This is a genomic window from Flavobacterium sp. (assembly GCF_965262375.1).
Classification (GTDB): domain Bacteria; phylum Bacteroidota; class Bacteroidia; order Flavobacteriales; family Flavobacteriaceae; genus Flavobacterium.
In genome coordinates, this window is sequence record NZ_OZ253527.1 from 1,809,831 (window position 1) to 1,832,486 (window position 22,656).

Annotated in this window: 16 protein-coding genes; 7 read left to right on the top strand and 9 right to left on the bottom strand. The window is 32.7% G+C overall.

All coding sequences use genetic code 11. From position 1 onward, the window contains the following. Nucleotides 1-30 precede the first annotated feature (30 nt). A complete protein-coding gene (locus tag ACQY29_RS08420; RefSeq protein ID WP_428224771.1) occupies nucleotides 31-963 on the top strand; it encodes a C1 family peptidase in 933 nt (310 codons plus the stop codon). A 61-nt stretch (nucleotides 964-1,024) separates the two neighbouring features. Here the strand turns inward: ACQY29_RS08420 and ACQY29_RS08425 are convergent, their stop codons facing one another. Then, nucleotides 1,025-1,957 (bottom strand): hypothetical protein, encoded by a 933-nt coding sequence (locus ACQY29_RS08425; RefSeq protein ID WP_428224772.1) that lies wholly within the window; start codon nucleotides 1,955-1,957, stop codon nucleotides 1,025-1,027. A 177-nt stretch (nucleotides 1,958-2,134) separates the two neighbouring features. Beyond that, nucleotides 2,135-2,503 carry a DUF1573 domain-containing protein gene (locus ACQY29_RS08430; RefSeq protein WP_428224773.1) on the bottom strand — a complete coding sequence of 123 codons (369 nt, stop codon included), beginning with the start codon at nucleotides 2,501-2,503 and terminating at the stop codon, nucleotides 2,135-2,137. 143 nt (nucleotides 2,504-2,646) lie between these two features. On the opposite strand from ACQY29_RS08430, the gene ACQY29_RS08435 reads away from it, so the two are divergent. Both ACQY29_RS08435 and ACQY29_RS08440 read left to right on the top strand, forming a co-directional pair. After that, complete coding sequence (locus tag ACQY29_RS08435) at nucleotides 2,647-3,918, top strand: sensor histidine kinase (protein WP_428224774.1); 1,272 nt, start codon at nucleotides 2,647-2,649, stop codon at nucleotides 3,916-3,918. Beyond that, nucleotides 3,905-4,591, top strand: a complete 687-nt coding sequence (locus tag ACQY29_RS08440; protein ID WP_428224775.1) for a response regulator transcription factor — start codon at nucleotides 3,905-3,907, stop codon at nucleotides 4,589-4,591. The genes ACQY29_RS08435 and ACQY29_RS08440 overlap by 14 nt, the downstream gene beginning before the upstream one ends. Nucleotides 4,592-4,621: 30 nt before the next feature. Here the strand turns inward: ACQY29_RS08440 and ACQY29_RS08445 are convergent, their stop codons facing one another. The 3 genes from ACQY29_RS08445 to ACQY29_RS08455 all read right to left on the bottom strand — a co-directional run bounded on the left by ACQY29_RS08445 (nucleotide 4,622) and on the right by ACQY29_RS08455 (nucleotide 9,870). Next, a complete protein-coding gene (locus ACQY29_RS08445) occupies nucleotides 4,622-5,476 on the bottom strand; it encodes a TorF family putative porin (RefSeq protein WP_428224776.1) in 855 nt (284 codons plus the stop codon). Between the two features lie 5 nt (nucleotides 5,477-5,481). Then, complete coding sequence (locus ACQY29_RS08450) at nucleotides 5,482-7,599, bottom strand: ATP-binding protein (protein ID WP_428224777.1); 2,118 nt, start codon at nucleotides 7,597-7,599, stop codon at nucleotides 5,482-5,484. 84 nt (nucleotides 7,600-7,683) lie between these two features. Next, a complete protein-coding gene (locus tag ACQY29_RS08455) occupies nucleotides 7,684-9,870 on the bottom strand; it encodes a B12-binding domain-containing radical SAM protein (protein WP_428224778.1) in 2,187 nt (728 codons plus the stop codon). Nucleotides 9,871-10,011: 141 nt separating this feature from the next. Here ACQY29_RS08455 and bshC point away from each other — a divergent pair, with 141 nt between their 5' ends. Both bshC and ACQY29_RS08465 read left to right on the top strand, forming a co-directional pair. Beyond that, on the top strand, nucleotides 10,012-11,598 hold the full coding sequence (bshC, locus tag ACQY29_RS08460) for a bacillithiol biosynthesis cysteine-adding enzyme BshC (protein ID WP_428225896.1): 1,587 nt from the start codon (nucleotides 10,012-10,014) through the stop codon (nucleotides 11,596-11,598). Nucleotides 11,599-11,700: 102 nt separating this feature from the next. Next, a complete protein-coding gene (locus tag ACQY29_RS08465; RefSeq protein ID WP_428224779.1) occupies nucleotides 11,701-12,120 on the top strand; it encodes a nucleoside-diphosphate kinase in 420 nt (139 codons plus the stop codon). A 67-nt stretch (nucleotides 12,121-12,187) separates the two neighbouring features. On the opposite strand, the gene ACQY29_RS08470 is transcribed toward ACQY29_RS08465, so the two are convergent. The 4 genes from ACQY29_RS08470 to ACQY29_RS08485 all read right to left on the bottom strand — a co-directional run bounded on the left by ACQY29_RS08470 (nucleotide 12,188) and on the right by ACQY29_RS08485 (nucleotide 21,014). Beyond that, entirely contained in the window at nucleotides 12,188-12,715 is a 528-nt protein-coding gene (locus ACQY29_RS08470; RefSeq protein ID WP_428224780.1) for a GNAT family N-acetyltransferase, read from the bottom strand. Between the two features lie 161 nt (nucleotides 12,716-12,876). Next, a complete protein-coding gene (locus ACQY29_RS08475; protein ID WP_428224781.1) occupies nucleotides 12,877-13,749 on the bottom strand; it encodes an Rpn family recombination-promoting nuclease/putative transposase in 873 nt (290 codons plus the stop codon). A gap of 432 nt (nucleotides 13,750-14,181) precedes the next feature. Continuing rightward, complete coding sequence (locus tag ACQY29_RS08480; protein ID WP_428224782.1) at nucleotides 14,182-19,383, bottom strand: AAA domain-containing protein; 5,202 nt, start codon at nucleotides 19,381-19,383, stop codon at nucleotides 14,182-14,184. Between the two features lie 164 nt (nucleotides 19,384-19,547). Further along, nucleotides 19,548-21,014, bottom strand: coding sequence for a TonB-dependent receptor (locus tag ACQY29_RS08485; protein WP_428225897.1), 1,467 nt, complete (start codon nucleotides 21,012-21,014; stop codon nucleotides 19,548-19,550). 84 nt (nucleotides 21,015-21,098) lie between these two features. Here ACQY29_RS08485 and ACQY29_RS08490 point away from each other — a divergent pair, with 84 nt between their 5' ends. Together ACQY29_RS08490 and ACQY29_RS08495 are read left to right on the top strand one after the other, a co-directional pair. Then, nucleotides 21,099-21,863: an MBL fold metallo-hydrolase gene (locus ACQY29_RS08490; RefSeq protein WP_428224783.1), complete on the top strand. Its 765-nt coding sequence runs from the start codon at nucleotides 21,099-21,101 to the stop codon at nucleotides 21,861-21,863. 3 nt (nucleotides 21,864-21,866) lie between these two features. Continuing rightward, nucleotides 21,867-22,337: a hypothetical protein gene (locus ACQY29_RS08495; RefSeq protein WP_428224784.1), complete on the top strand. Its 471-nt coding sequence runs from the start codon at nucleotides 21,867-21,869 to the stop codon at nucleotides 22,335-22,337. Nucleotides 22,338-22,656: the final 319 nt, after the last annotated feature.

Sequence of the window (22,656 nt, forward strand, 5' to 3'; positions counted from 1 at the left end):
TTTAAAGGACAGACTTTAAAGCTTTACGATATGAAAAAAATCCACATTTTTCTTTTAGCTCCTTTTTTGAGCATGGCTCAAAATGTTTCTTTAAAAAATCCTGACCAATTATTTCCTATCATTCATTTTGAGGCACAATCTCCAGTAAAATACCAAGGAAATCGTAACACTTGCACCGCTTTTGCCATCGCTGCTGCCTTGGAAACTTTTCCTAACGCCCCTAAAGATTTGAGCGAAAAATATTTGTATGCCGTTCAAAAATCAAATGATTATGTTAATAGTCAGCCTACTTTTAAGGGGGACTTTCTGTTTCGATATGTAGACGCATTGAAAAGTTTTGGTGCTATAAAGGAAACAGATTTGCCATATAATCCTCAAGCTACCCTTCAATGGTATCCAAACGATGATGAGCTTACTAGATATATTTTAGAAGGTGATGTAGGTTATATAACCCTTAATACTATTTATAAGCCCAAAGCGGTTGTTTTTCTTAGAGATTACGAATATTTAGAAGGGATGAAATCAAAAAATATTGCCTACTTAAAAACGATGTTAAATAGTGGAATTAAGGCTATCCCTGTAAGTTATATGCTTTATTTGCCTGCATGGAGTAATGAAAGAACCTTGAATTATACGACCATTACGCCTGATAAGGGCTACGATGTAGTGAGTTTTACGGGGACTAAAATGCCTTTTTCTCAAGCAAAAGCTTTGATGCCCAATGTAATTAGTCAGATTTTTAAAGAAAATATTAAAATAAACCAAAATGACCCAACTCCTAATATGTATGGCAAACATGCGGTAACCATTATAGGCTATGACAATGAAGGCTTTATTATAAAAAATTCATGGGGCAATCAATGGCGTTTTAATGGATACGAGCGTGTAAGCTTTGATTATCATGAACTCTTCGCCATTGAAGCGTTGATTATTAAAAGTGTGAGCAACACGCCAACTAAGTAAAGTTTATAAAATTGCCTGATGGATGCCTTTCAGGCAATTTATAATTTCTCTTTTTAAAGTATCATTCATAAATTTTAAATTTATCTGAAACCGACTTAAAATACATCTTGCGATTTTCAAAATCAAAAATAATGATACAATGTTCTAAAAATTGATTCCCTATCATTCCTACGTATCTTTGATTGCTTGGGGTAATAGGAATTCGCATGACTACAATATTCCCGTCGGTTTGTTCAAGTTTGCCCAATTGCATTTTTTTCGGAAGTAAAACAGCTAAATCACTTACTGAATGTGTTCCTATTTTAGAAGTGTCTTTTAATAAAAAGTCTTGCGTTCGAACTAAAAAAGCTTCCACTTCGGGGTGATTTCGGTTTAAATATACGGGATTACTATCACCAAGGTCGAATAAAAAATTACCTTTTAAAAATTCCTGTTTTTGAGGGCTATTTCCAATACTTAGAGTACCATCTGCATATAATCCTTTGGTGTTTTCATCATAGTCTACAAGCATGCAATGGAACGCTTTCAGCTCTTCATTTTGAGGTATTCCTAAAGTCAAATAGTGTTCTTGATAATTAATGTAAACGGGTTGATTAAAATCTTTAATTGGAAAAACCATGTCTAGTCCTTTCCAATCTGGTTGTTCTGAAAAATCGATAAGGACACCATTTATCCAAATTTCTTTTCCATTAATAGTTATTAGACCTCGAACGATGCCCTCGGTACGAATATGCTTGGTAGTTCCCCAAGTGGCAACACTACTATTTTCAGTAGTAAATTTTAAATTCGGATTCGATTTTAAGTGTTTTTCCGCAAATTGCTTGTCAATTAAAAGTTGAGAAAAACCACTTTCTAAAAAAACCTTAGCATTCGTTACCGCATTGATGGTAAAATGAGTAAGTAGATGCCCGCGATGCCATTCGATATGGAATTTTTGTGCATACAAAATAGTGGCTTGGAGTACTAAAAGAATAAAAAAAGATAGTTTTTTCATTGGTAACTTTTGATGACCTAAAAATAGTTTTTTCATTAAAAATACCGGCACCGATTTGAAGAAATTAGTTCTAAATCAGTGTCGGTAATTAATGTATAGAAATAAAATTGCTATTCGTTTTTTACTGAAAAACTTTTCTATCTCAAAGGATTAAAAAACGAATAGTCCTAATCAGGTTTAGTTCACTTCTCCTTTTAGCGTAAGTACTTTGGGAGTTTCTTCTAATGAAGTGAAAACCGTTACTGTTTTGTTGAAAGTTCCTTTTACAGACGCATTATAGGTCGCTTTTACAAAACCTGTTTTTCCCGCAGGGATAACTTCTTTGGTATAGTCAGAAGCTGTACAACCGCAGGTCGCTTTCACATTGGTAATCACTAAATCTTTGTCACTTTCATTGGTAAGTACAAATTCAAAAGTTTTTGGAGTCCCTTGCGGAATGATGCCCACATCAATCGTGTCGGCTTTCCAAGTAACTAATGTTTTTACTGAAAAAGACATTAAAAATACGGCTACTAAAGCCAAGCTGATTTGCGTTAATTTTTTCATAATAAAAGTTTTTAAAAGTTTTACATCTCAAAATTAATAAGGAACTACACAAAGGCTTGTTAAGCGGTATTGAATGTTTGTTAACGACTTGTTAACGCAAAAATGCTAGCTATTTTTTTAGTAATATTACATAACGAAAGACGATGAAAAAAAATAAACTCAACATACTTATACTCTTAGGCTTGGTAGCCACAGTGGGCATACTCATTGCGCAATTGTTGTGGACGCGTGAGGCTTTTCAAATTCAAGAAAAGAAGTTTTCTCAGAAGGTTCATATCGCTTTGCTAGAGGTGGTGAAAAAATTGTATCAAGGCACCAATAGAGAAGTTCCTGCGGACCAACCTGTCAAAAAAATATCGAACGATTATTATATTGCCAATGTAGAAAATGATTTTGCTCCAGATATTTTAGAGCATTATTTGAAAGAGGAATTCACTCGATTTTCTATTACTACCGACTTTGAGTATGCCATGTACAATTGTCAAAGTGATGAAATGGTATACGGAAAATATATCACTCTATCAAATTCGACTCCAGAGGACAAAAGTATCCATTTTCCAAAACATAAGGATTTAGTGTATTATTTCGCGATTCGTTTTCCTAAAGAAACCACTTTTTTATTAGGTTCAATGCGATTTTGGTTGGTGTTAACCCTCATGTTGTTGTTTATTCTAATCATTTATGTGTATTCTATTTATACCTTGTTGCAACAAAAAAAATATAGCGAACTACAACGTGATTTTGTCAATAATATGACCCATGAATTCAAAACGCCATTATCTTCTATTTTATTAGCCTCGAATTATTTGAGTAAACAAGGGGTGATTCAAGAGGATGCCAAGCTGAATCAATATACGCAAATCATTATGCAACAAGGCCAAAAATTGAATCAGCATATAGAACGTGTATTGAATGTAGCCAAATCCGACGATACAACCTTCAAATTACAATGCGAGACTATTTATTTGAATGATTTTTTTGCTGAAATTATTCAAAATGCAACTGCAAAATATGAAAATTTGGAAATCAATTTTCAGTCAGAAACAGCTTATACTTTGGAAGCCGACCGTTTTCATTTGACTAATTTATGTTATAATCTGATTGATAATTCCGTAAAATATTGCGAACAACATCCTAAAATTCAAATTAGTATGGAGTGCATTTCTGGTAAATTAAAAATCAAGTTTCAGGACAACGGTTTGGGAGTGGATAAGAAAAATCTGCCGTTTCTCTTTGAAAAATTTTATCGTGAAAAAAATCAATTGAGCCATGCGACGAATGGTTTTGGGTTGGGATTGTTTTATGTGAAAAGAGTCATCGAAGCACACCAATGGAGTATCGAAGCACAGGCTAACTCCCCTAAGGGTTTAACGATTGAAATACGCATTCCAAAAAAATATTATGGAGAAGTTTAGAATTTTATACGCCGAGGATGATGCTACCATTGCACTTTTGACTAAAGATGCCTTGGAAGAAAAATATCAGGTGACCCACTGTCAAAATGGAGAAGATGCCTTGGGGTGTTTTAACACCACTAACTTTGACATTTGTGTGTTGGATATCATGATGCCTAAAATGGATGGTTTTGCACTTGCAGAAGCTATACGAAAAAAGAATAATGATATTCCTATTATTTTTCTTTCAGCCAAAACCTTGAAAGAAGACCGCATTCGTGGTCTTAAATTAGGCGCCGATGATTATTTGGTCAAGCCCTTTAGCATGGAAGAATTAGAATTGAAAATTCAGGTTTTTATCAAACGTTCACAAAAAAATAAAATTACAGAAACCCATTGGTATCAAATAGGCACACTTTCTTTTGATGCTAAAAATTATACTGTTACTTCCAGCGACCAACAAGTTGTACTCACTCAACGCGAAGCCGAACTCTTGCAATTGTTTTTAGAGAATAAGAATGAAGTGTTAAAAAGAGAAGTCATTCTTAAAAAATTATGGGGTAGCGATGATTATTTCTTAGGTCGTAGTTTAGATGTTTTTATTTCTCGTTTGCGAAAAATACTAGCTTCTCAATCGGGCATTACTATTGAAAATTTACATGGCATCGGTTTTAAATTGCGGTATGATTTATAGGACAGCTAAAAAATTGCCTTGTAAAAAGGTTTAATACTTTAGTTTGGCTCCAAAAACCCAAAAGTTTTTGCCAAAAGCTTCGGTATTTTTAGTTGCTCCGTTATGGATGTAATTCAAATAAATAGGTAAACTCCATTTGTCATTTAATTGAAAAACACGTTCGGCTTTTAAAGAAAGGTTGACGAGCGAAGGTTTGTCATAATCTGCAAAAGAATAATACTGGGCTTGATTGTTAAAAACCATTCCTGCATTAGCATAAAGGTCTATATTTTTTAAGGTTTTAGGGGATATTTTTTTAAATGCATTGATAAAACTATAGCCAATTTCGCCATAGGTAGTAAAATTTTGCTTTGGATTTTCTCCATTTTCATCCAAACGGAAATCATTTCCTGCCACTAAAGTGCTCAATGTAGCATTAAAAGGCAACCAAACTTCCGATAAGTCGAGTACCGTAGTAAAATCGACGGTTTTTGTGCCATTTACACGGTAATTAAAATACGAGTTGTCAATACCTTCAACGTTTGAAATAGTTGGCCAATAATAATCCCAAAGTTCAAAGCGCAAATATTTTTTCCATTGGTATTTGATGAATAAGTCGATTTCTTGATAGCCTTTGTACACTGTTCCATCAGGATAGGCATACTCCGATTGAAAATTATGCGTCGCCCAAGTTCCTATTTTTAATTTTGAATTCACACTGTATTCTAAGGTGGGTTGTACGGCAACATAATTACCACCCCAACATTGTCCCCGCCATACATAACGCGACATCACTTCTAGGGTTAGATTCCATTTTTTAGTGTTACTTTTTGTTGAATCTGTTGGTGTTTGTGACTGACAAAGTGAAGTTAAAAAAAATAAAGCTAGAAATAATTTATGATTCATAGGCTTTAGTTTAAGATGGCCGTCATTAAATCAAATAGTTTTTCTTTATTGATAGGCTTGGTAATGTGTGCATCAAAACCGACTTGCTGTATTTTTTCAATCTCGTCAGAGGAAGAAAAGGCGGTTTGCGCCACCACGATAGCCGTTGGTTTGATTAATTTTATTTCTTTTAATGCCTCGTAACCACTTTTCTTAGGCATTTTGATATCCATAAGTACCAAATCTACGTCCTGATTAGCATAGAATAGCGCTATGGCTTCTTCACCATCTTTGGCTCTTATGATAGTGAAATTAGAATTTTGCATCAATTTGTCAAACAATAAGAAATTGATGTTGTCGTCCTCGGCAATGAGTATCGTTTTAGGTTTGATTTCTGTAGTTATCGTTACAGGAGTGGATGTTAAAACGGGTTCTTCAATAATCTCAGTCCTTTTATCGAACATGACAGGCAAAGTAAATTTAAATTTTGAGCCAACTCCTAATTCAGATTTTAAAGAAATAGTGCCTCCCATCATTTCGACATAGGCTTTTGTAATGGAAAGACCAAGTCCCAAACCACCAACTTTTATGGAATAATCACCTTCCACTCTGCGGAAACGGTCAAAAATGGATTTCTGATGTTGCTTATCTATACCTAAGCCCGTATCCTTCACGCAAAACAGCAACTGATTCTTTTTTGGACTCCATTTATAAGATAACTCAATAGAACCTTCGGTGGTGAATTTTATAGCGTTGGTGAGCAAATTGATGAGAATTTGTTTCAATTTAACCACATCGGTAAAAATAGGATGCGGTAAAGCCTCCTCTGGTTTGGTCAAAATAAATTGAATATTTTTATCTTTTGAAATTGTGATTTTTACCGACTGATAAATTTCTTGTACACAATCGTCGATATCTAAACTCGATAGATTAGGAGTTACTTGATGGGCATCAATTTTTGACATTTCTATTAAATCATCAATAATTGAAACTAAATTACCCCCGCTTTTAGTTATAATTTCAATGTAATCTTTTTTCTCTTTTTCGTCGATTTCTTTATTGTTTAACAAATCAGAAAAACCAAGAATTGCATTCATGGGAGTGCGAATTTCATGCGATAAATTAGTCAAAAAAGCGGTTTTTAATTGATCACTTTCTTCTGCTTTTGCTTTTGCTTTTTCGAGTAATTTCTTTTGCGAAAAAGATTCTTCAAATAGACGTGCAATTCGATTAAATTCCCCTTTTGATTCTTTGAGCTCATTAATAGCTTTTTTATCGCCCGTCTCTAATATTTTTGTAGTTAAAGTTAAAGGATGCGATATCCATTTTCTCAAAAACAATAATGAGGATATGATGTAAGCTAAGAAAAAAAGAAAAATTACAAATAAAATTTTCTCTGTTGTATTGAAATTAACATAGAATTTGCGTTGAAAAGCCAAATTGACAATTTTAGTGCCATCCCAACTTTTTAAAGTATAGATATCTTTTACAAAATCATCAAACAATAATTCATTGCTATCAGAGTCTGTAAAAGCAATAGAGCAGGAACTAATTTCTTGTAATCTTTTTTTATAATCGTCATCTAACAATCGCATCATGACGAAGTACCCCTTGGGAGTTGTTTTATTTTTATTAGGGTCGTTAGATGGATGAATAGTTGCCATAAAAACTTCTCCATAGCCTTCGGGAAGTTTTACAAAGAAATTCATTATTTTCTTTTGATTCAACTTAGTCAAAAGGGATTGAGTAACAAAAGTAATAGGGGCTTTAAGTTTATCCGCATGTGCATTGCCTACTTGATTGCCCTGAAGGTCGTAAACACCAATAAACTCCATAGAATACATATCTACAGTGCTGGCAATACTGTTTTGAAACCAATCTTGGTCTCTAGATGAAACAAAACTCACCAATTCATCCCAATAAGTTACATCAATGATAGTTGATATTGGAGGCTCTGCATTGAGTTTCATCAAAGAAGTAATTTCCTCATCTAATTGCTTTTGAGTTTGCTCATATACTTCATCTTCTTGTTTTAAAATATAGTAGAATAAAGATGAAAATAATAGTATGAAGGCAGTACTTGTAATAAAAATCAACAGTATCAATTTATAGTAAACGGATAGTTTGTCGATTTTTTTTAGCATAGTTTGTGTTTTTAGTCTCTATAAACCTACTAAAAACAAATGAGTTTAACAAAAAAATAACAAGAATTTTTAGTTATTTAATTATTACAAACAAAGAAAACTATTTTGTTTTAGTTGCTCAATAGGTTTAGAAAACCAGAATAATTCGAAATCTTCAAAATGCTCCTCAAAAGTAGCTTTCAATTGCCCTAACGTGGTGGCTTTGTTTTCAAGTTGTAAACTTGGTAATGTATCAGATAACCATTCGGCATATTCCTTTTCTACAGTGATGGAAAAGGTAAAGGTTTTGGCATGGAATAACATTTCTGCCATTTCCCATGATTTCCCTTTTTTAGTTTTGGTGAAAAAGTTTATTTGAGGCAACTTTCCTATAAAATAAACTTTTTGATTGGGTTTTAATCCAAATTGATTCTCTGAGGCTAAGCAATTTTCAATAAAATTAGGAGCGATTTTAGTTTTTGGGATTTTAAACTCAAACCACTCTTGCAACGGAAAGTCAAAACACATTCCGTGCATATAGTTGAACAGTGACTTCTTCAAACCAAAACTAAATTTATCATGATTGATACCCGTTTTGTCCGTAAACTGAATATCGTTGTTTGCAAAACTAATCTCATTCAATTGTGGAACAACACCAAATGCTTCGGGATGCATTCCAACGGGGCTGTGTGCCGTCATAGCAAATTGATGCCAGAAACCACTTTGCAAAATCCCTAATTCAAACATTTGACGCACCATTTCTAAACTATCAATAGTTTCTTGTATAGTTTGCGTAGGATAGCCATACATCAAATACGCGTGCACCATAATGCCAGCTTCCGTAAAATGACGTGTTACGCGTGCCACTTGCTCTACGGTTACTCCTTTTTTGATTAAATCCAAAAGTCGGTCAGAAGCAACCTCTAAACCACCTGACACAGCAATACAACCTGAAAGTTTTAACAGATAACACAAATCTTTGGTAAAACTCTTTTCAAAACGAATGTTTGTCCACCAAGTTACCACCAGTTTTCTTCGAAGAATTTCTAAGGCAACTTCACGCATCAAGGCAGGCGGAGCCGCTTCGTCTACAAAATGGAAACCATTTTCACCCGTCTGCGCGATTAGTTCCTCCATTCGGTCTACCAAAATCTTAGCGTGCACAGGTTCGTACACTTTAATGTAATCTAATGAAATATCACAAAATGTACATTTGCCCCAGTAACAGCCATGTGCCATGGTAAGTTTGTTCCAGCGACCATCGCTCCATAAACTGTGCATTGGATTGGCTATTTCTATGACCGAGATGTATTTATCTAATAATAAATCGGAGTAATCAGGTGTGCCTACTTCACTTTGTTTGTAATCGTGTCGTGTAGTATTGTTTTTATAAACAACCTGACCATTTTCGAGTAGGAACGTTCGTTTAGCCTCCCCTAACCCCTCCAAAGGAGGGGAATTAAGTATGTGGTTAATTAGTATTTCTACGGGTAACTCGCCATCATCAAGCGTGATAAAATCGAAAAACTCGAAAACACGAGGGTCTTTTAATTCGCGTAATTCAGTGTTAGGAAAACCACCACCCATAGCGACTTGACAGTCGGGAAAGTGTTTTTTGATGTATTGCGCACAACGAAAAGCACTATATAAATTGCCAGGAAAAGGCACAGAAAAGCAAACCAATTTAGGTTGCACTTCTTCCATTCGCTGGTGTAAAATTTTTAATGTAATTTGGTCAATATAACTTTTTTCGCCTTGTAAAGCCTCATACAATTCATCAAACGAATTAGCACTTCGACCTAAACGCTCGGCATAGCGACTAAAGCCAAAATTTTCATCAACACATTCAATAATATAGTCGGATAAATCTTCTAAATATAAGGTCGCTAAATGTTTTGCTTTGTCCTGCATTCCCATAGAACCAAAAGCCCACTCCATGTCGTCTAATTGTTCAAAACGAGAAGCTTCTGGTAAGAAATTTCCAGAACAAATTTGACGCGCCAAGGTTGGATTTTTTCCTTGTAAAAATTCAATTACGGAATCTATAGTTGAAATGTAAACTTCTTTAAGAGAATATATCCTTTGATTATTTGATGATGAATGATGGATGATGGATGAAAAAACCTCGGTTAATCCTTGTTTCGAAAACAATTCTAAAATCACTTCAATACCTAAATCCATTTGAAAAGTCGAAATGTTTTTGGTATTCAAAAAACCTTTCAAATAAGCGGTAGCTGGATACGGGGTATTCAGTTGGGTAAAGGGTGGCGTGATAAGGAGCAGGTCTTTCAAGGGGAATATTTTTTATGCAAAGGTAAAAGATATTTATGGAAATAGAAATTTGAGTATTTTTACAAAATATATAGCTTTCATGTCAAATGGCAAATGTTGTTGTTTTTGAAAGGATTTTTTTATCTAGCATCTTATTTAACCATGCCCATCGATAGTATCACGTACCAAAATTCAGGTTATTTCTCTAAGTTGATTGTAGATTATTTAAATCAATCTCCTGAATTGAGGTCATATTATAATCATTATCCCGAAATTGCGAATTTCAAAAAGCAAATTGAAGAAAAAAGCACTTCATTTTCAGCGGAACAACGAAAAATAGTTTCGAATGCACTTGTCAAGCAAAATGAGAAACTAACGCTAAGTGCTGCCACTCGTACTAATATACAATTGTTAGAAAAAGAAAATACGTTTACAGTAATTACGGGACATCAACTGAATTTGTTTACAGGTCCTTTGTATTTCATTTATAAAATAGTTTCCACAATTAATTTGTGCAAACAATTACAAAAGGAGTATCCGGACTATCATTTTGTGCCAGTGTACTGGATGGCGACCGAGGACCATGATTTTGCCGAAATCAATCACTTTCAATGTAAAGGGGGGAAAATAAGCTGGAATATTCCAACTTCTGGTCCTGTGGGTAAAATTACAACGGAAAGTTTGGCTTCTGTTTTAACTACATTCAAAAATGCATTAGGCGCGGGAATTCACGCCCAGTATTTAGCACAGCTTTTTGAAGAAGCCTATTTGCAGCAGGAAAATCTGGCAGACGCTACTCGATTTCTAGTGAATGAATTGTTCAAAGATACAGGATTGGTAATTATTGATGGAGATGACAAATCGCTAAAAGAGCTTTTTATTCCTTATTTAAAGGAAGAATTAACAAACCAATTGAGTTTTCATAAAGTTTCCGAAACCCTCAATAATTTTCCTTATGATGCACAAGTGAATCCACGTGAGATTAACTTGTTTTATATGGAAACAGGCTTGCGTGAGCGTATTGTATTTGAAAACGAAACCTATAAAGTTTTAAATACGAATAGATCGTTTTCTAGCACTGAAATTTTGGATTTGGTTGAAAAAGTCCCCGAAAAATTCAGTCCTAATGTAATTTTGCGTCCTTTGTATCAAGAAGTGATTTTGCCCAATTTGTGTTATATAGGCGGTGGTGGAGAATTAGCTTATTGGTTGGAATTAAAAAACATGTTTGAAGCGTTTGAAGTTCCTTTTCCTATGTTATTATTACGTAATTCTGTCGTTATTGCTAGTGAAAAACAAGTGCAAAAAGCAGATAAACTAGTACTCACATGGTCGGATTTGTTTTTGAAAAAGGAAACGTTAATCACTTTAAAAACCAAAGAGCTATCGCAATTTACCATAGATTTTACCGAGCAAAAAGATTTTTTAAAGAAGCAATTTGAAGAATTAAAAAAAATTGCCTCACAAACAGAAGCCTCTTTTACAGGCGCGGTGCTTGCTCAGGAAGCTAAACAAATTAAGGGATTAGAAAATCTTGAGAAGCGATTGTTAAAAGCCGAAAAGCGCATTTTGCAAGACAAATTAGAACGAATCAGCCAAGTACAAGAAGGATTATTTCCTAAACAAAGTTTGCAAGAGAGACAATTGAATTTTTCGGAGTTTTACTTAGAATATGGAAACGATTTCCTTGAAAAATTATTTCAAGTACTTCAACCGCTCGAAAATCAATTTGAAATCTTAACATTTTAGGTTGGTTTTTAGTATAAAATGAAATCGGAAAAAATAAACTTTTAAACCTTGAAACTTTTAAACTAAAGTTTGTATTTTTGCGCAAAATTAAATACATACAAAATGTCAGGAAATAGAACTTTCACAATGATTAAGCCAGATGCAGTTGAAAAAGGAAACATCGGTGGTATCTTAAATATGATTACTGAAGGAGGATTCAGAATCGTTTCTATGAAATTAACGCAATTAACAGTAGCTGATGCTCAAAAATTCTATGCTGTTCACGCTGAAAGACCTTTCTACGGTGAATTAGTTGAATTTATGTCACGTGGTCCTATTGTTGCTGCTATCTTAGAAAAAGATAACGCAGTTGAGGATTTCCGTACTTTAATTGGTGCTACTAACCCAGCTGAAGCGGCTGAAGGTACTATCCGTAAAAAATACGCTACTTCAATTGGTGAAAATGCAGTTCACGGTTCTGACTCAGACGAGAATGCAGCTATTGAAGGTGCTTTCCACTTTGCAGGAAGAGAGATGTTCTAATAAGAACTCAAAATATTTTGAAAAAACCGTTTCGTAAGAGACGGTTTTTTTGTTTTATGCTAATATGTTAATGTGTATTTGAGTGACGTACAAATCCTTTCAATTCGTTATTGTCTTTAGATGTTGTTGTTATTTCTTTGAAATTTATTTTTTCAAGTAATTGGATTGATGAGGTATTTTTTAAATGAGTAAAAGCCTTAATTTTAGTGGCTTTTAAATGATTGAAAGTAAAATCTACGATCTTTTGAGTTGCTTCAAACATTATGCCTTGTTTCTGGTATTTACTTCGCAATTCGAACCCTATTTCATAACTGTTTTCTATACTAGAAAAGTCAAAAAGACAAATCGTACCCAATACTTCTTTTGACCCAGTGAAAGAAATTCCCCAATAAAAAGTGTTAGACTCCGCAATGCTTTTATTTATTTTTTCAATAAAAATGCTTGCTTCTTTTAGATGTGTACACAGCTTACGATCAAGGTATTTGTTTACTTCAGGATCGGTGCGAAGTTCGTAAATAGCAGTTTCATCTTCGGGGTTTAAAGCTCTGAGTGTTAATCGTTCTGTTTGTAAAATAGGAAGGGGAGTGTGATTCATGGGAGAGTTAGTTTTAAGAGGTAACGACTAGGTGTTTTTGTCAGTACAAAATTTTTTTTGATTTTTGATTTTCAAAAAAATAGTTCACTTACATTGTTCTTTTGGGGTATTTGATACAGGAATACACCGCACTTTGTTTTGTGAAAAAAAACTAAAAAAGATTATTTGGAATTCTCAGCTCTTAAAACTTCTATTTTATCAATACTTAACCCAGTGATTGCAGCAATAAAGGTGTTATCTGCACCATTTTGTATGGCACTAATAGCTATTTCTATTGTTCTCTGGTCTTTAATTTTAAATTCAGCTTCGGTTTGTAAAGAGAAAATTTCACTGGCTTTTAAATGTAGACGGTCTAAATATCGATTATAACCATATTGGTCTTGCGAAGGAAGACGCATAATATCTAAAATCTCATTGGCTTCTTTCAATCCTTTTGCTTTGAAACTATCTTGAACTTCGCTGTTTTTTAAAAAATATACCCATTCATCAAGAGTATCTTTGGCTATATCGTTAAACTGATTCACTTTTAATAAATAGTATTCAGGAAAGATATCTGCAAGCTCTTCTTTGATGGAAGTTTGTTTTTGCTTTTCAGATAGTGCTAAAATATCATTTTGATGTAAGCCTTTGAAATAGGTTTTACCACGATAAATATAGTCTTGTCCTTGTCCAAGGTCAAAATAAACGATATTGATAGAAATCACTTTTTTGATTTCTGAATATTTTTGTCCTAATTTAAGATTTTCAGAGATTGATTTTGAAACACCATAAGCAATTCTATGAAAATAATCTATTTCGTAAGTGCTTTGAATTTCAATGATTATCAATTCGTTTTTCGAGTTTTGGGTAAGTATGTCAACACGATTGAACTTATCGTCGTCAAAATCTTGATTGCTTTCACTTTCCAGAATTTGTTCGATTTTGATATTATCAAACAATAATTCGCTCAAAAAACCTTCGAGCACCACAAAGTTGGCTTTGTTTCTCAAAAGTCTTTTTATAGCCCAATCAAATTGTATTAACCTCTTAATCATCTGTTTAAAAGTTATTGTAAAAGTAGTGAAAAATTAGTTAGGGTTTTGTGAGGAGCTATTGTTCTAATGAATTGTCTTGGTATACTCAGGTTGGCTGTTGAAAGCTTCCAGGTTTTCTTGTTTTTCTTTGAGTTTTTGAGCTTTAGAATTTTTACGTTTTTTAAAATTTCTATATGGTGTTGTTTGTACTTGGGTAAAAGTAAAAGAGTTTACGTTACCTTAATTGAAACTCATCTTCAACTTAACCTGTCTCTTTGCAAACCGCCTAGTACGTGACCCGATAGGTTTAGACTGAGCTTCTCGAAGTATCAGGTGTTGTTTGAAATGCGTGTTTGTTTTTATTGGAATTTCAAGATACCGCTTCGCTAAATTGAGATGCACTCCCTGCTAGGAACTAGCAGGGCAGTCTACTCGATTATGCACATTTTTTTTTTATTCGGTTAATCTTGGTATATATTGCTCTATTGTTTTCCATTCATTTTCATAGTAATTATTGTGAACTGATTTTCCTTCTGCAGTAAAACTTGTGAAGACTAAGCGTCTTATATCTTCATAAAGATTTTTTGGTAAAATTTTGTATTCAATATTTTCAGCCGTTTGATAAACAACTTTGTAACCTTGCAGATGCAAAAGTTCTCTGTTTGAAATATTTTCAGTTTTATGAGCTTTAAAAAATTTTTCTAAGCCTCGTTTTATTTTTACTGCTATAATTGCATCTTCTTCTATTAATTTTAGATAAAGAATGTTTGCATTTGGGTTTTTGCCATTAGAATAGCGATAGTTTCTTTTTTTCTCTAAAATAGTACTCACATAAACTTTGTTTATATGTCCATTGTCATAGCATTGAAGAAGAAATCCGTTTTTATATTTTTTGTCAATTGGTAATGAGAATAAACATTTTTTTTCTGAATGTTCTTGTATTTTATAGGTATTGTCATTGTAAAGATTAAAATAACACAGAATTTCATTATCACCTGAGAAAAGATTAAATTGATTTGATTCTTCCAATTCTTCCAATTCTTCTTCAATCATATCAATGAATGATTTATGTTTATGATTTGTTGTAGTTCCATGGAATTGATTTATAGAATTTGAGGTTTCGATATTTTCCTCTAAAATGTCAATGTATGATTTATGTTTTGGCAAAACAGACTCAGGTATTTCTTCCTCATTCAAAAATTCTATTTCATTTTCAAATTCTTCACCCAAACCAGTTGTTTTTTCTATAATTGTTTTATGGTCTTTCTTCGTGTTTTTTTCAATAAAATATATAATTTTTTGTATTTCAACTTGAGGACTTCTTTTAAATGCTGAATAAAGTACACGATATACTTTCCATCCAACGCGTTCTAAAAATTCCTGCCTTTCAATATCGTAAGCCACATCTTCTGGAAGTGAATGAAAAGGGTCGCCATCACATTCTATAGCAATCATTTTACCGTTATTGTGAACTACTAAATCAATTTTAAAGTTAATATAAACTTGTTTTCCAAGTTTGTGATTATAAAAAAGCTCAGTTTCTTTCACATTGTATTGTGGTTGGATATAACTATACCCATTTTCAATAAGTGATTTAGCAATATCAAACTCAAACCAGCTGTCAAATGGTTCAGGCACATTGTGTCGGTATCTTTCATTATTGTTGTTAACAATTTGTAATTGAGAAATTGGTTTTGCTTCATCTTTGAAGAAACTTAGTATTTTATTTCTAAAGTCATTTGCTTGTAAATCGTTATGATCAACTGAGTGAAATAAAATCATTTGTTCTTTCGCACGACTTAATGCGACATTAATTTTTTTAAATTCATCTTGGTCACTAATAATTGCTCGTGGTTTGGCATTTTGATTTTCTTTCAATTTCTGAAAATCCAATGCAACTCCAAGAGAAACAATCATAACATCTCTTTCATCCCCTTGAAATTTTGGAGAATCTTCAATGATAAGTTTATGGTTATCTATTTTCTCTTTTCCAAATTCATTGGCTAAATCTTCCTTTATGTCCTTTAACTTTTCTGTATGCTTTGTCAATCCTAAGCTTACCACACCAATAGATTTATTTGAATATTGCTCTTCATTTAGTATTCTTTGAAGAAATTTTTTGATTTCTTCAATTTCTTTATAAACAATTTTGTCTTCTGTAAATGCATCGTTTACAAAAACAGTTTCTTTTGGATTTAGTCTGTTTGAGTTAATTTGTTTCAGAGGTCTTAACGAATTGTCGTAAAAATGAAATTTAGAGAATTCAATAATTTCAGGAACACATCTGAAATGTTCTCTCAAAGTTAGATTTGCAGTCCCTGCAACCATCTTTGAAAGCATAAATAAACTATTATCGCTTTTGATATGAAGTGCGTTTGCACCTAAAAATTTAAGATGTTTATTTTTAATTGTTTCAAAATCGTTTCCGTCTGCTCCAGTTAGACTACTTGGAGATGTTTGTTTGTCATCGCCAACAATTATCATATTCTCCGCATAATAGCTTAAAATAAGACTGTTAAAGTCTAATTGACTTGCTTCGTCAACAATAACACAATCAAAAATTTCAGGTTCACTTCCTACCGAATTTAAAACATCGTTAAATTTCATTACCCAACAAGACAACCTCTTGCTAATATCAATACTATTTTTACGTGTTAGAACTTGATATTGAGTTTGATTACGAATTTTTCTAACACTTTGAGATAAATTGTATTTATATTCCTCAAGTAAATTTATAAAAGTATCAATTTCGTTATTGTCAAATTTGCTTTTAAAGTTTGACTTTGCGAGGTCAAATAAAATCTCGCATTTTACTTTGAATATTTTTTTATCGATAAATGATAATTCTTCTTTACATTTTTGTAAATCAATAAATTCGTTTTCTTTAATAAATCTATTGGCAGAAGCGTATTCAAAATTTTCTTTTGAAATATAATGAATAGGAATCTTTTCAAGTGAATCAAAAGTATTCGGAAGCAAATCGCTCAAATATTTTTTTAGGTTTAGAAAAGTTTGTTCTACCTCAAGTTGCTTGCCTATTTCTAAAAATTTAGTTTTTAAAAGTTCAAAATCTTGTACATCTTCAATTTTTTCAACAGGTAAAAATTTTGAGAATTCATTTTTTAATGAAGATTGTTCAATTATTGAATCAATGTTGTTTAATACGCCAAGTTTCTCAATTAATTGATGATTTATTCTTCCTAATTTATCAATGTCATCTTTTAATGAAATTGCTTTTTTTGATAAATTATCTATATCAAACAAATTGATTTGTGTGTGTTCTGAAAAATTGATAAAGTCCGCATTGAATTGAATTTTGGAAACAACTTCCTTGTTTGTTTCAATTTTCTTTAATACTTCATTTAAAACCAAGCTCTTTTCATACAGATTGGAGTTGTCGTCATAAGAAAATGAGAAACCATTTTGTTTCAACAACGTGAAATTTTTGCTGATGATAATGAGGTTTTCAATTGCCGATTTTAACTGTAATATTTCGGTTTTAGTATTACACTTTTTGCCGTTTATAGTAAATTGCTCTAAATATGAAACTTGCTTAAAATTTGAATTGGTGAGTTTCGTGAAAAATCCAGCTTTTCCATTTTCAGCAAATGATAGGTAAGTTTCAATGTCTAAAAGATATTTTGTACCGTTTTCAGTAAGGTTGTTAAACGATTTGTTTATCGCAATATTTTCTTGAGTAAACCTTTTGCTTATCTGTTTCTTTAGATTCTCTAGTTCCTTTATATTTTTAAGAACTATGTCCGAGTTAGAAAATTCATTTGCAATTTTTATAATGTTTTCAAATTGAATATTTAACACCTTATCTTTTGAATACTCATTTAATTCCAAATAATTTAATTGCTTGATGTATTGTTCTTTGATGGATAGGAAGTTTTTAAAATCAAAACTTTCTAAGTTCTTCAATAATAATAAAGTATCAATATTGATAGAATTACTGTATCGGATTTCTGTTCCAATTAATTGTTTGTATTTTAAAATATCATTTTTAATAACTTCAAAATTAGATATGATTTCATTTGATAATTCATCTTTAATCCAATTCCATTCTTCTGATTCTTTTGATTCAAATTTTTCAACAATTTGATAGGCTCTCAAATTCTCAAAAGAATCATTAATTCTGATTTGAGTGTATTCTTTTTCAAGAGCTCGAATAATTTCCGATTTTAATTTTGCATACTCACCTTTTAAATTGTCTAACTCTTCAATTTTGGTTTCAACATTTAGATAAAAGTTGTCAGTCAGAATTTTCGAAATATTGTCAATGCTATTTTCTAGAGAAAATCTTTTTTTTCCATCTTTTCCTAGATTTTCTAATTCAATTTTAGTAAAAATTAAACTATCGAATGTCTCTGGAATTTTATTTAAAAGAGATTCTAAAGCCTTATCTGTTTGAGCGGTAACAAGTACTCGTTTTCCTTGTGCTAACAAAGAACAAAGTATGTTTACAATTGTATGCGACTTTCCTGTTCCAGGTGGTCCAGTTACAACTGTTAATCTGTTTTTAAGATAATTTTCATAAATCTGTTTTTGCTCTTTGTTGAAAGGCAGAGGAAAAAAGACTGAAAAGTCGTCATCTCCATTTAGGTTTTTAGTCTTGTCTTTATGGGTTTCAAAAAGTTCGTCTTTAAAATAATTAGGTTTCGTGTAAGAATTGTTTCCTGATGTTTCAGGATTTCTAACTAGTAAATTAAATAGTTTAGCTTCTATTTCATTTTCATCACTGTGTTTGATGATTGAATTCGTTAATTTTTCGAAGAAACGAGGTTTACTTTGTTTAATATTTATTGCAGGCGAAAACAAGACTTTAAAATAATCTTCTCTGAAATAATCACTTTCTGGTTTATAGATTGAATTTTCAAATTCTGAATTGCATGAAATTTTCTGAATTGATTTTGTAAGTAAATCTTTAAACTCGTTTTCAAAAATATATTCGTAACCAAGTTCTGTAATTCTTTCTTCAAATCTATCAATGATATTCGATAACTCTTCTTTCTCAATAGGAGTGTTATTTAGAAAGAAAAAATCTGCATAAGGATTTTCTGAATCTGAAAATGAAATTTTTACAACATTGTTTGAATCAATATTTAATGATAAAGGGAAATGAAATAAATGTTGATTGGTTTTGGAAAGTTTTCCTCTATTATCTCGTTTAGAATATTGAATTAAACCAACACTTAACACAATTTCTAGATTTGAATCGTTTTTAATATCATTATAAGCTCTGTATAGCTTTGAGTATGTTTCTTTGTTTTTTTTAAACTTTTTTAATTTTTCTATTTCAGCTTTTCCTTCCGCAGAATTTTTGAAACTTATAAGCTCTTCTTCATCTCCACTAATGCTTTCAAATTTGTTTTTTGCTTCATCAAAATCAATGATTTCTATAAATCGATTTGGAATTTGTATATATGGTTTATACGGTTTTTGTAAAGAGAAAATTAAAGATTGATTCTTGAATTTTGAAGAAAAAATAGAGGTTAGGCTTGATTCACATGTTCCTGAATTAATAAAGTGTTCTATTTCATCAATCCAAATATAGTTGTTGGAAATGGTTGATTTCAAAACGTCTTTTACTCCTCTTTCTAGAAGTTTTTTATATTCTTTTAAAAAAGTGATGTATTGATTTAGTACGTTCATTAATATTTTGTGTAAAGTTTAGTTTATTCTGATATAGCCCCCGAGCATCTCCACGAAGTCGTTTAGCCTTTAGTTTGTTCCTACTAAAATAAAAAAAAATAGCTACGAAGCATAAAAAAAGAGCCATTCTTTAAGAACAGCTCTTGTATAGTAAATAAAAAAAATTATACTTTTTCAACCACTTTGTTTTCGTCATAGCCAAACAAATGATTGTGCTTGATTAATTCGGCAACACCTTCAGGAAGCATATCCTCCCAACCTGATTTGCCACAGTTAATCATTTTTAATACCTCGCGCGAGAAGATTTTTAAATGCGATTTGTCAAAATCGGTAATGTCCATTACTTTTCCATTGTAAGCAAAGAATTTGTACAATTCTTTCATACGTGGGTGTACTTTTAAGTTTTGTGAAGTCAATATGGTACCGTCTTCATCTTCCATAGGGTATAAGTACACTTTCATGTCGCGGTAAAACAATTTACCAAAAGCTTCTAAGATACCTCCACTCAAATGGCGGTAGTATTTTTCGTCAAAAATATCAATCAAGTTATTAACCCCCATGGCTAATCCCATGCGTTCTTTGGTATAATTTGAGAAATATTCAACTACTTTGTAATATTCCTGGAAGTTTGAAATCAATACGGTTTGTCCTAGCGAACAAAGCAATTCGGCACGGTCTAAGAAATCTCTTTCGTCGATTTCACCATCTGAACGCAGGTTGGATAATGTAATTTCAAAAACCACCAAGGTGTTTTCTTCCTTAACCTTATTTTCCTGTAAGAACATTTGTAACGATTTTTCGTACATGTCCATATTTACTTTGGTTACGGGACGGAAACTACCGCGTAAGGCTAAGATATTTTTTTTATATAAAATTTGTGCAGGAAGTACGTTTTTGGCCGTTGGGTCAAACATTACCGCATCCGTCATTCCGTTGCGTACCAACTGTAAACTCATCAAACGGTTATCGACTTCCTTAAAGCGTGGTCCCGAGAAGTTGATGGTGTCAATTTCTAATTGGTCTTTGTCAATATGGTCGTACAAGTAACGAAGCAATCGTTTAGGGTCGTTGTATTTGTAAAATGCCCCGTAAATAAGGTTAACCCCTAATTTTCCAAGGGTTTCTTGTTGTAGTTTGGCATCATTTTCTTTGAAACGAATGTGAAGGATAATTTCGTTATATGCTTCATCTGGGTCTAACTGGAAGATGATTCCTACCCATCCATGTCCTTTGTATTGTTTAGCAAAATCGATGGTTGCCACGGTATTGGCATAACTAAAGAAAAGCTTGTTAGGATGTTTGTCTCTTTTTAAACGTTGCTCTACGAGTTCAATTTCGTGTTGTAGCATTTTACGCAAACGACTTTCGGTTACATAACGGCCATCGTCTTCAATTCCGTAAATCGCGTCACTAAAATCTTTATCATACGCACTCATTGCTTTTGCAATAGTTCCTGACGAGGCACCTGCTCTAAAGAAATGTCGAACCGTTTCTTGTCCTGCACCAATTTCAGCAAAAGTACCGTAGATGTTTTCGTTGAGGTTGATTCTTAGGGCTTTATCGCTAATGGATGGGATTTGTGCAATCTCTTTGTCTCCTTTTAATCTAATTTCGTTTTGTAGATCTTTCATCTTCATAAGTAAATACTTTGCAAAGGTAGTAAAAGCCTTATTTTTTATCAAATAATATTTATTTTTGTAGCAAAAGCATTTCTATTGAAAATTTATTTTTTAGGCACGGGTACATCACAAGGGATTCCAGTTATAGGAAGTACCCATCCGGTTTGTTTGAGTCAAGACCCTAAAGATACCCGTTTGCGAGTTTCTATTTGGGTGGTTTGGGACGGTTATTCCTTTGTGGTCGATTGTGGGCCTGATTTTCGTATGCAAATGTTACAGGCTATATGCCCCAAAATTGATGCCATTTTCTTTACCCATGAACATGCCGACCATACGGCGGGCTTAGATGATATCCGTCCGTTTTTTTTCAAACAAGGAAATATTCCTATCTATGCGCACCAGCGAGTGTTGCGTAATCTGGAAAAACGTTTTGATTATATTTTTGAAACAGAAAATAAATATCCTGGTGCTCCCAGTGTGGAGGAACGCGAGGTAGTTAATGATGTTCCACTTACTTTTGGTGATAAAACCATAGTTCCTATTGATGCGCTACATGGAAATTTACAAGTTTTTGGCTATCGTTTTGGAGATTTTGCTTACCTAACTGATATTAAAACCATAGCTGATTCAGAATTGGAAAAACTTCAAAATTTAGAGGTTTTGGTAGTTAATGCCTTACGCGATGAAGCCCATGACACCCATTTTAATCTGGAGGAAGCTTTAGCATTTATTCAAAAAATTCAACCTAAAAAAACGTATTTGACCCATATCAGCCACGTATTTGGTTTTCATCAAGAAATTCAAGCGCGTTTGCCTGAAAATGTGTTTGTTGCTTATGATAATTTAGAAATTAATATATAGTTTATGAGAAAATTACTATTGTACGGATGTATCTTTTCGGTTTTGATGAACATTTTTCAGTTGATGTATGCCACGAAAAAGTTTAATCACGATACGGAAACTAGCGATAAGTATAAAACAAAGATTAAGGATTCGATAGCTAAAATTGTAGCAGAAAAGGAGGAAGGCGATTATTTTTCGTTGTTACATAATGATAAAGCTAGAGATTATTTTGAAAATGTTACCGTGGAGCAGTTAATGCCTAAGGTTAAAGAGCAATTGATGGAAATGAATAACGATCCCAAAGGGAATCCATTGATTTCATATGATGGCATGGTGATTAATAAAGTTCGTTTTTTAAACCACCGTTGGATTATTGCTGACTTTACTGGCGAATCAGGTTGGGGTGAAGTTATTTTGAAATATTTTGTGGAAGATAACGGTAAAGTGTCTTTTGAGCCTGCTGAAATTTTAATGTACCCGCAGGGGAGTTGATTTAGAATTCAGAATTTAGAGTTGAGAAAATAGAAAAAAGAAAAAAGAAAATAGAGAATAGGGAATAGATAAGTCAAGAGGTTTGTTTTTAACTTAATGGTTCTCACGCTGAATTGCGAAGTATCTCTTTTAGTTCAGAATTTAGAAACTTTCGATAGCAATATAAAACCCGTAGGATTTTGAGTCTGACGGGTTTTTGTTTATTGTTTCCTTGTGTCCTTTGCGGTTAAATGTTACACAGAGTTACACAAAGTGGAACACCAAGTCCCACAAAGTAATATATAAGGTACGTTATGCCTTCTTTGCGCTCTTAGTGGTT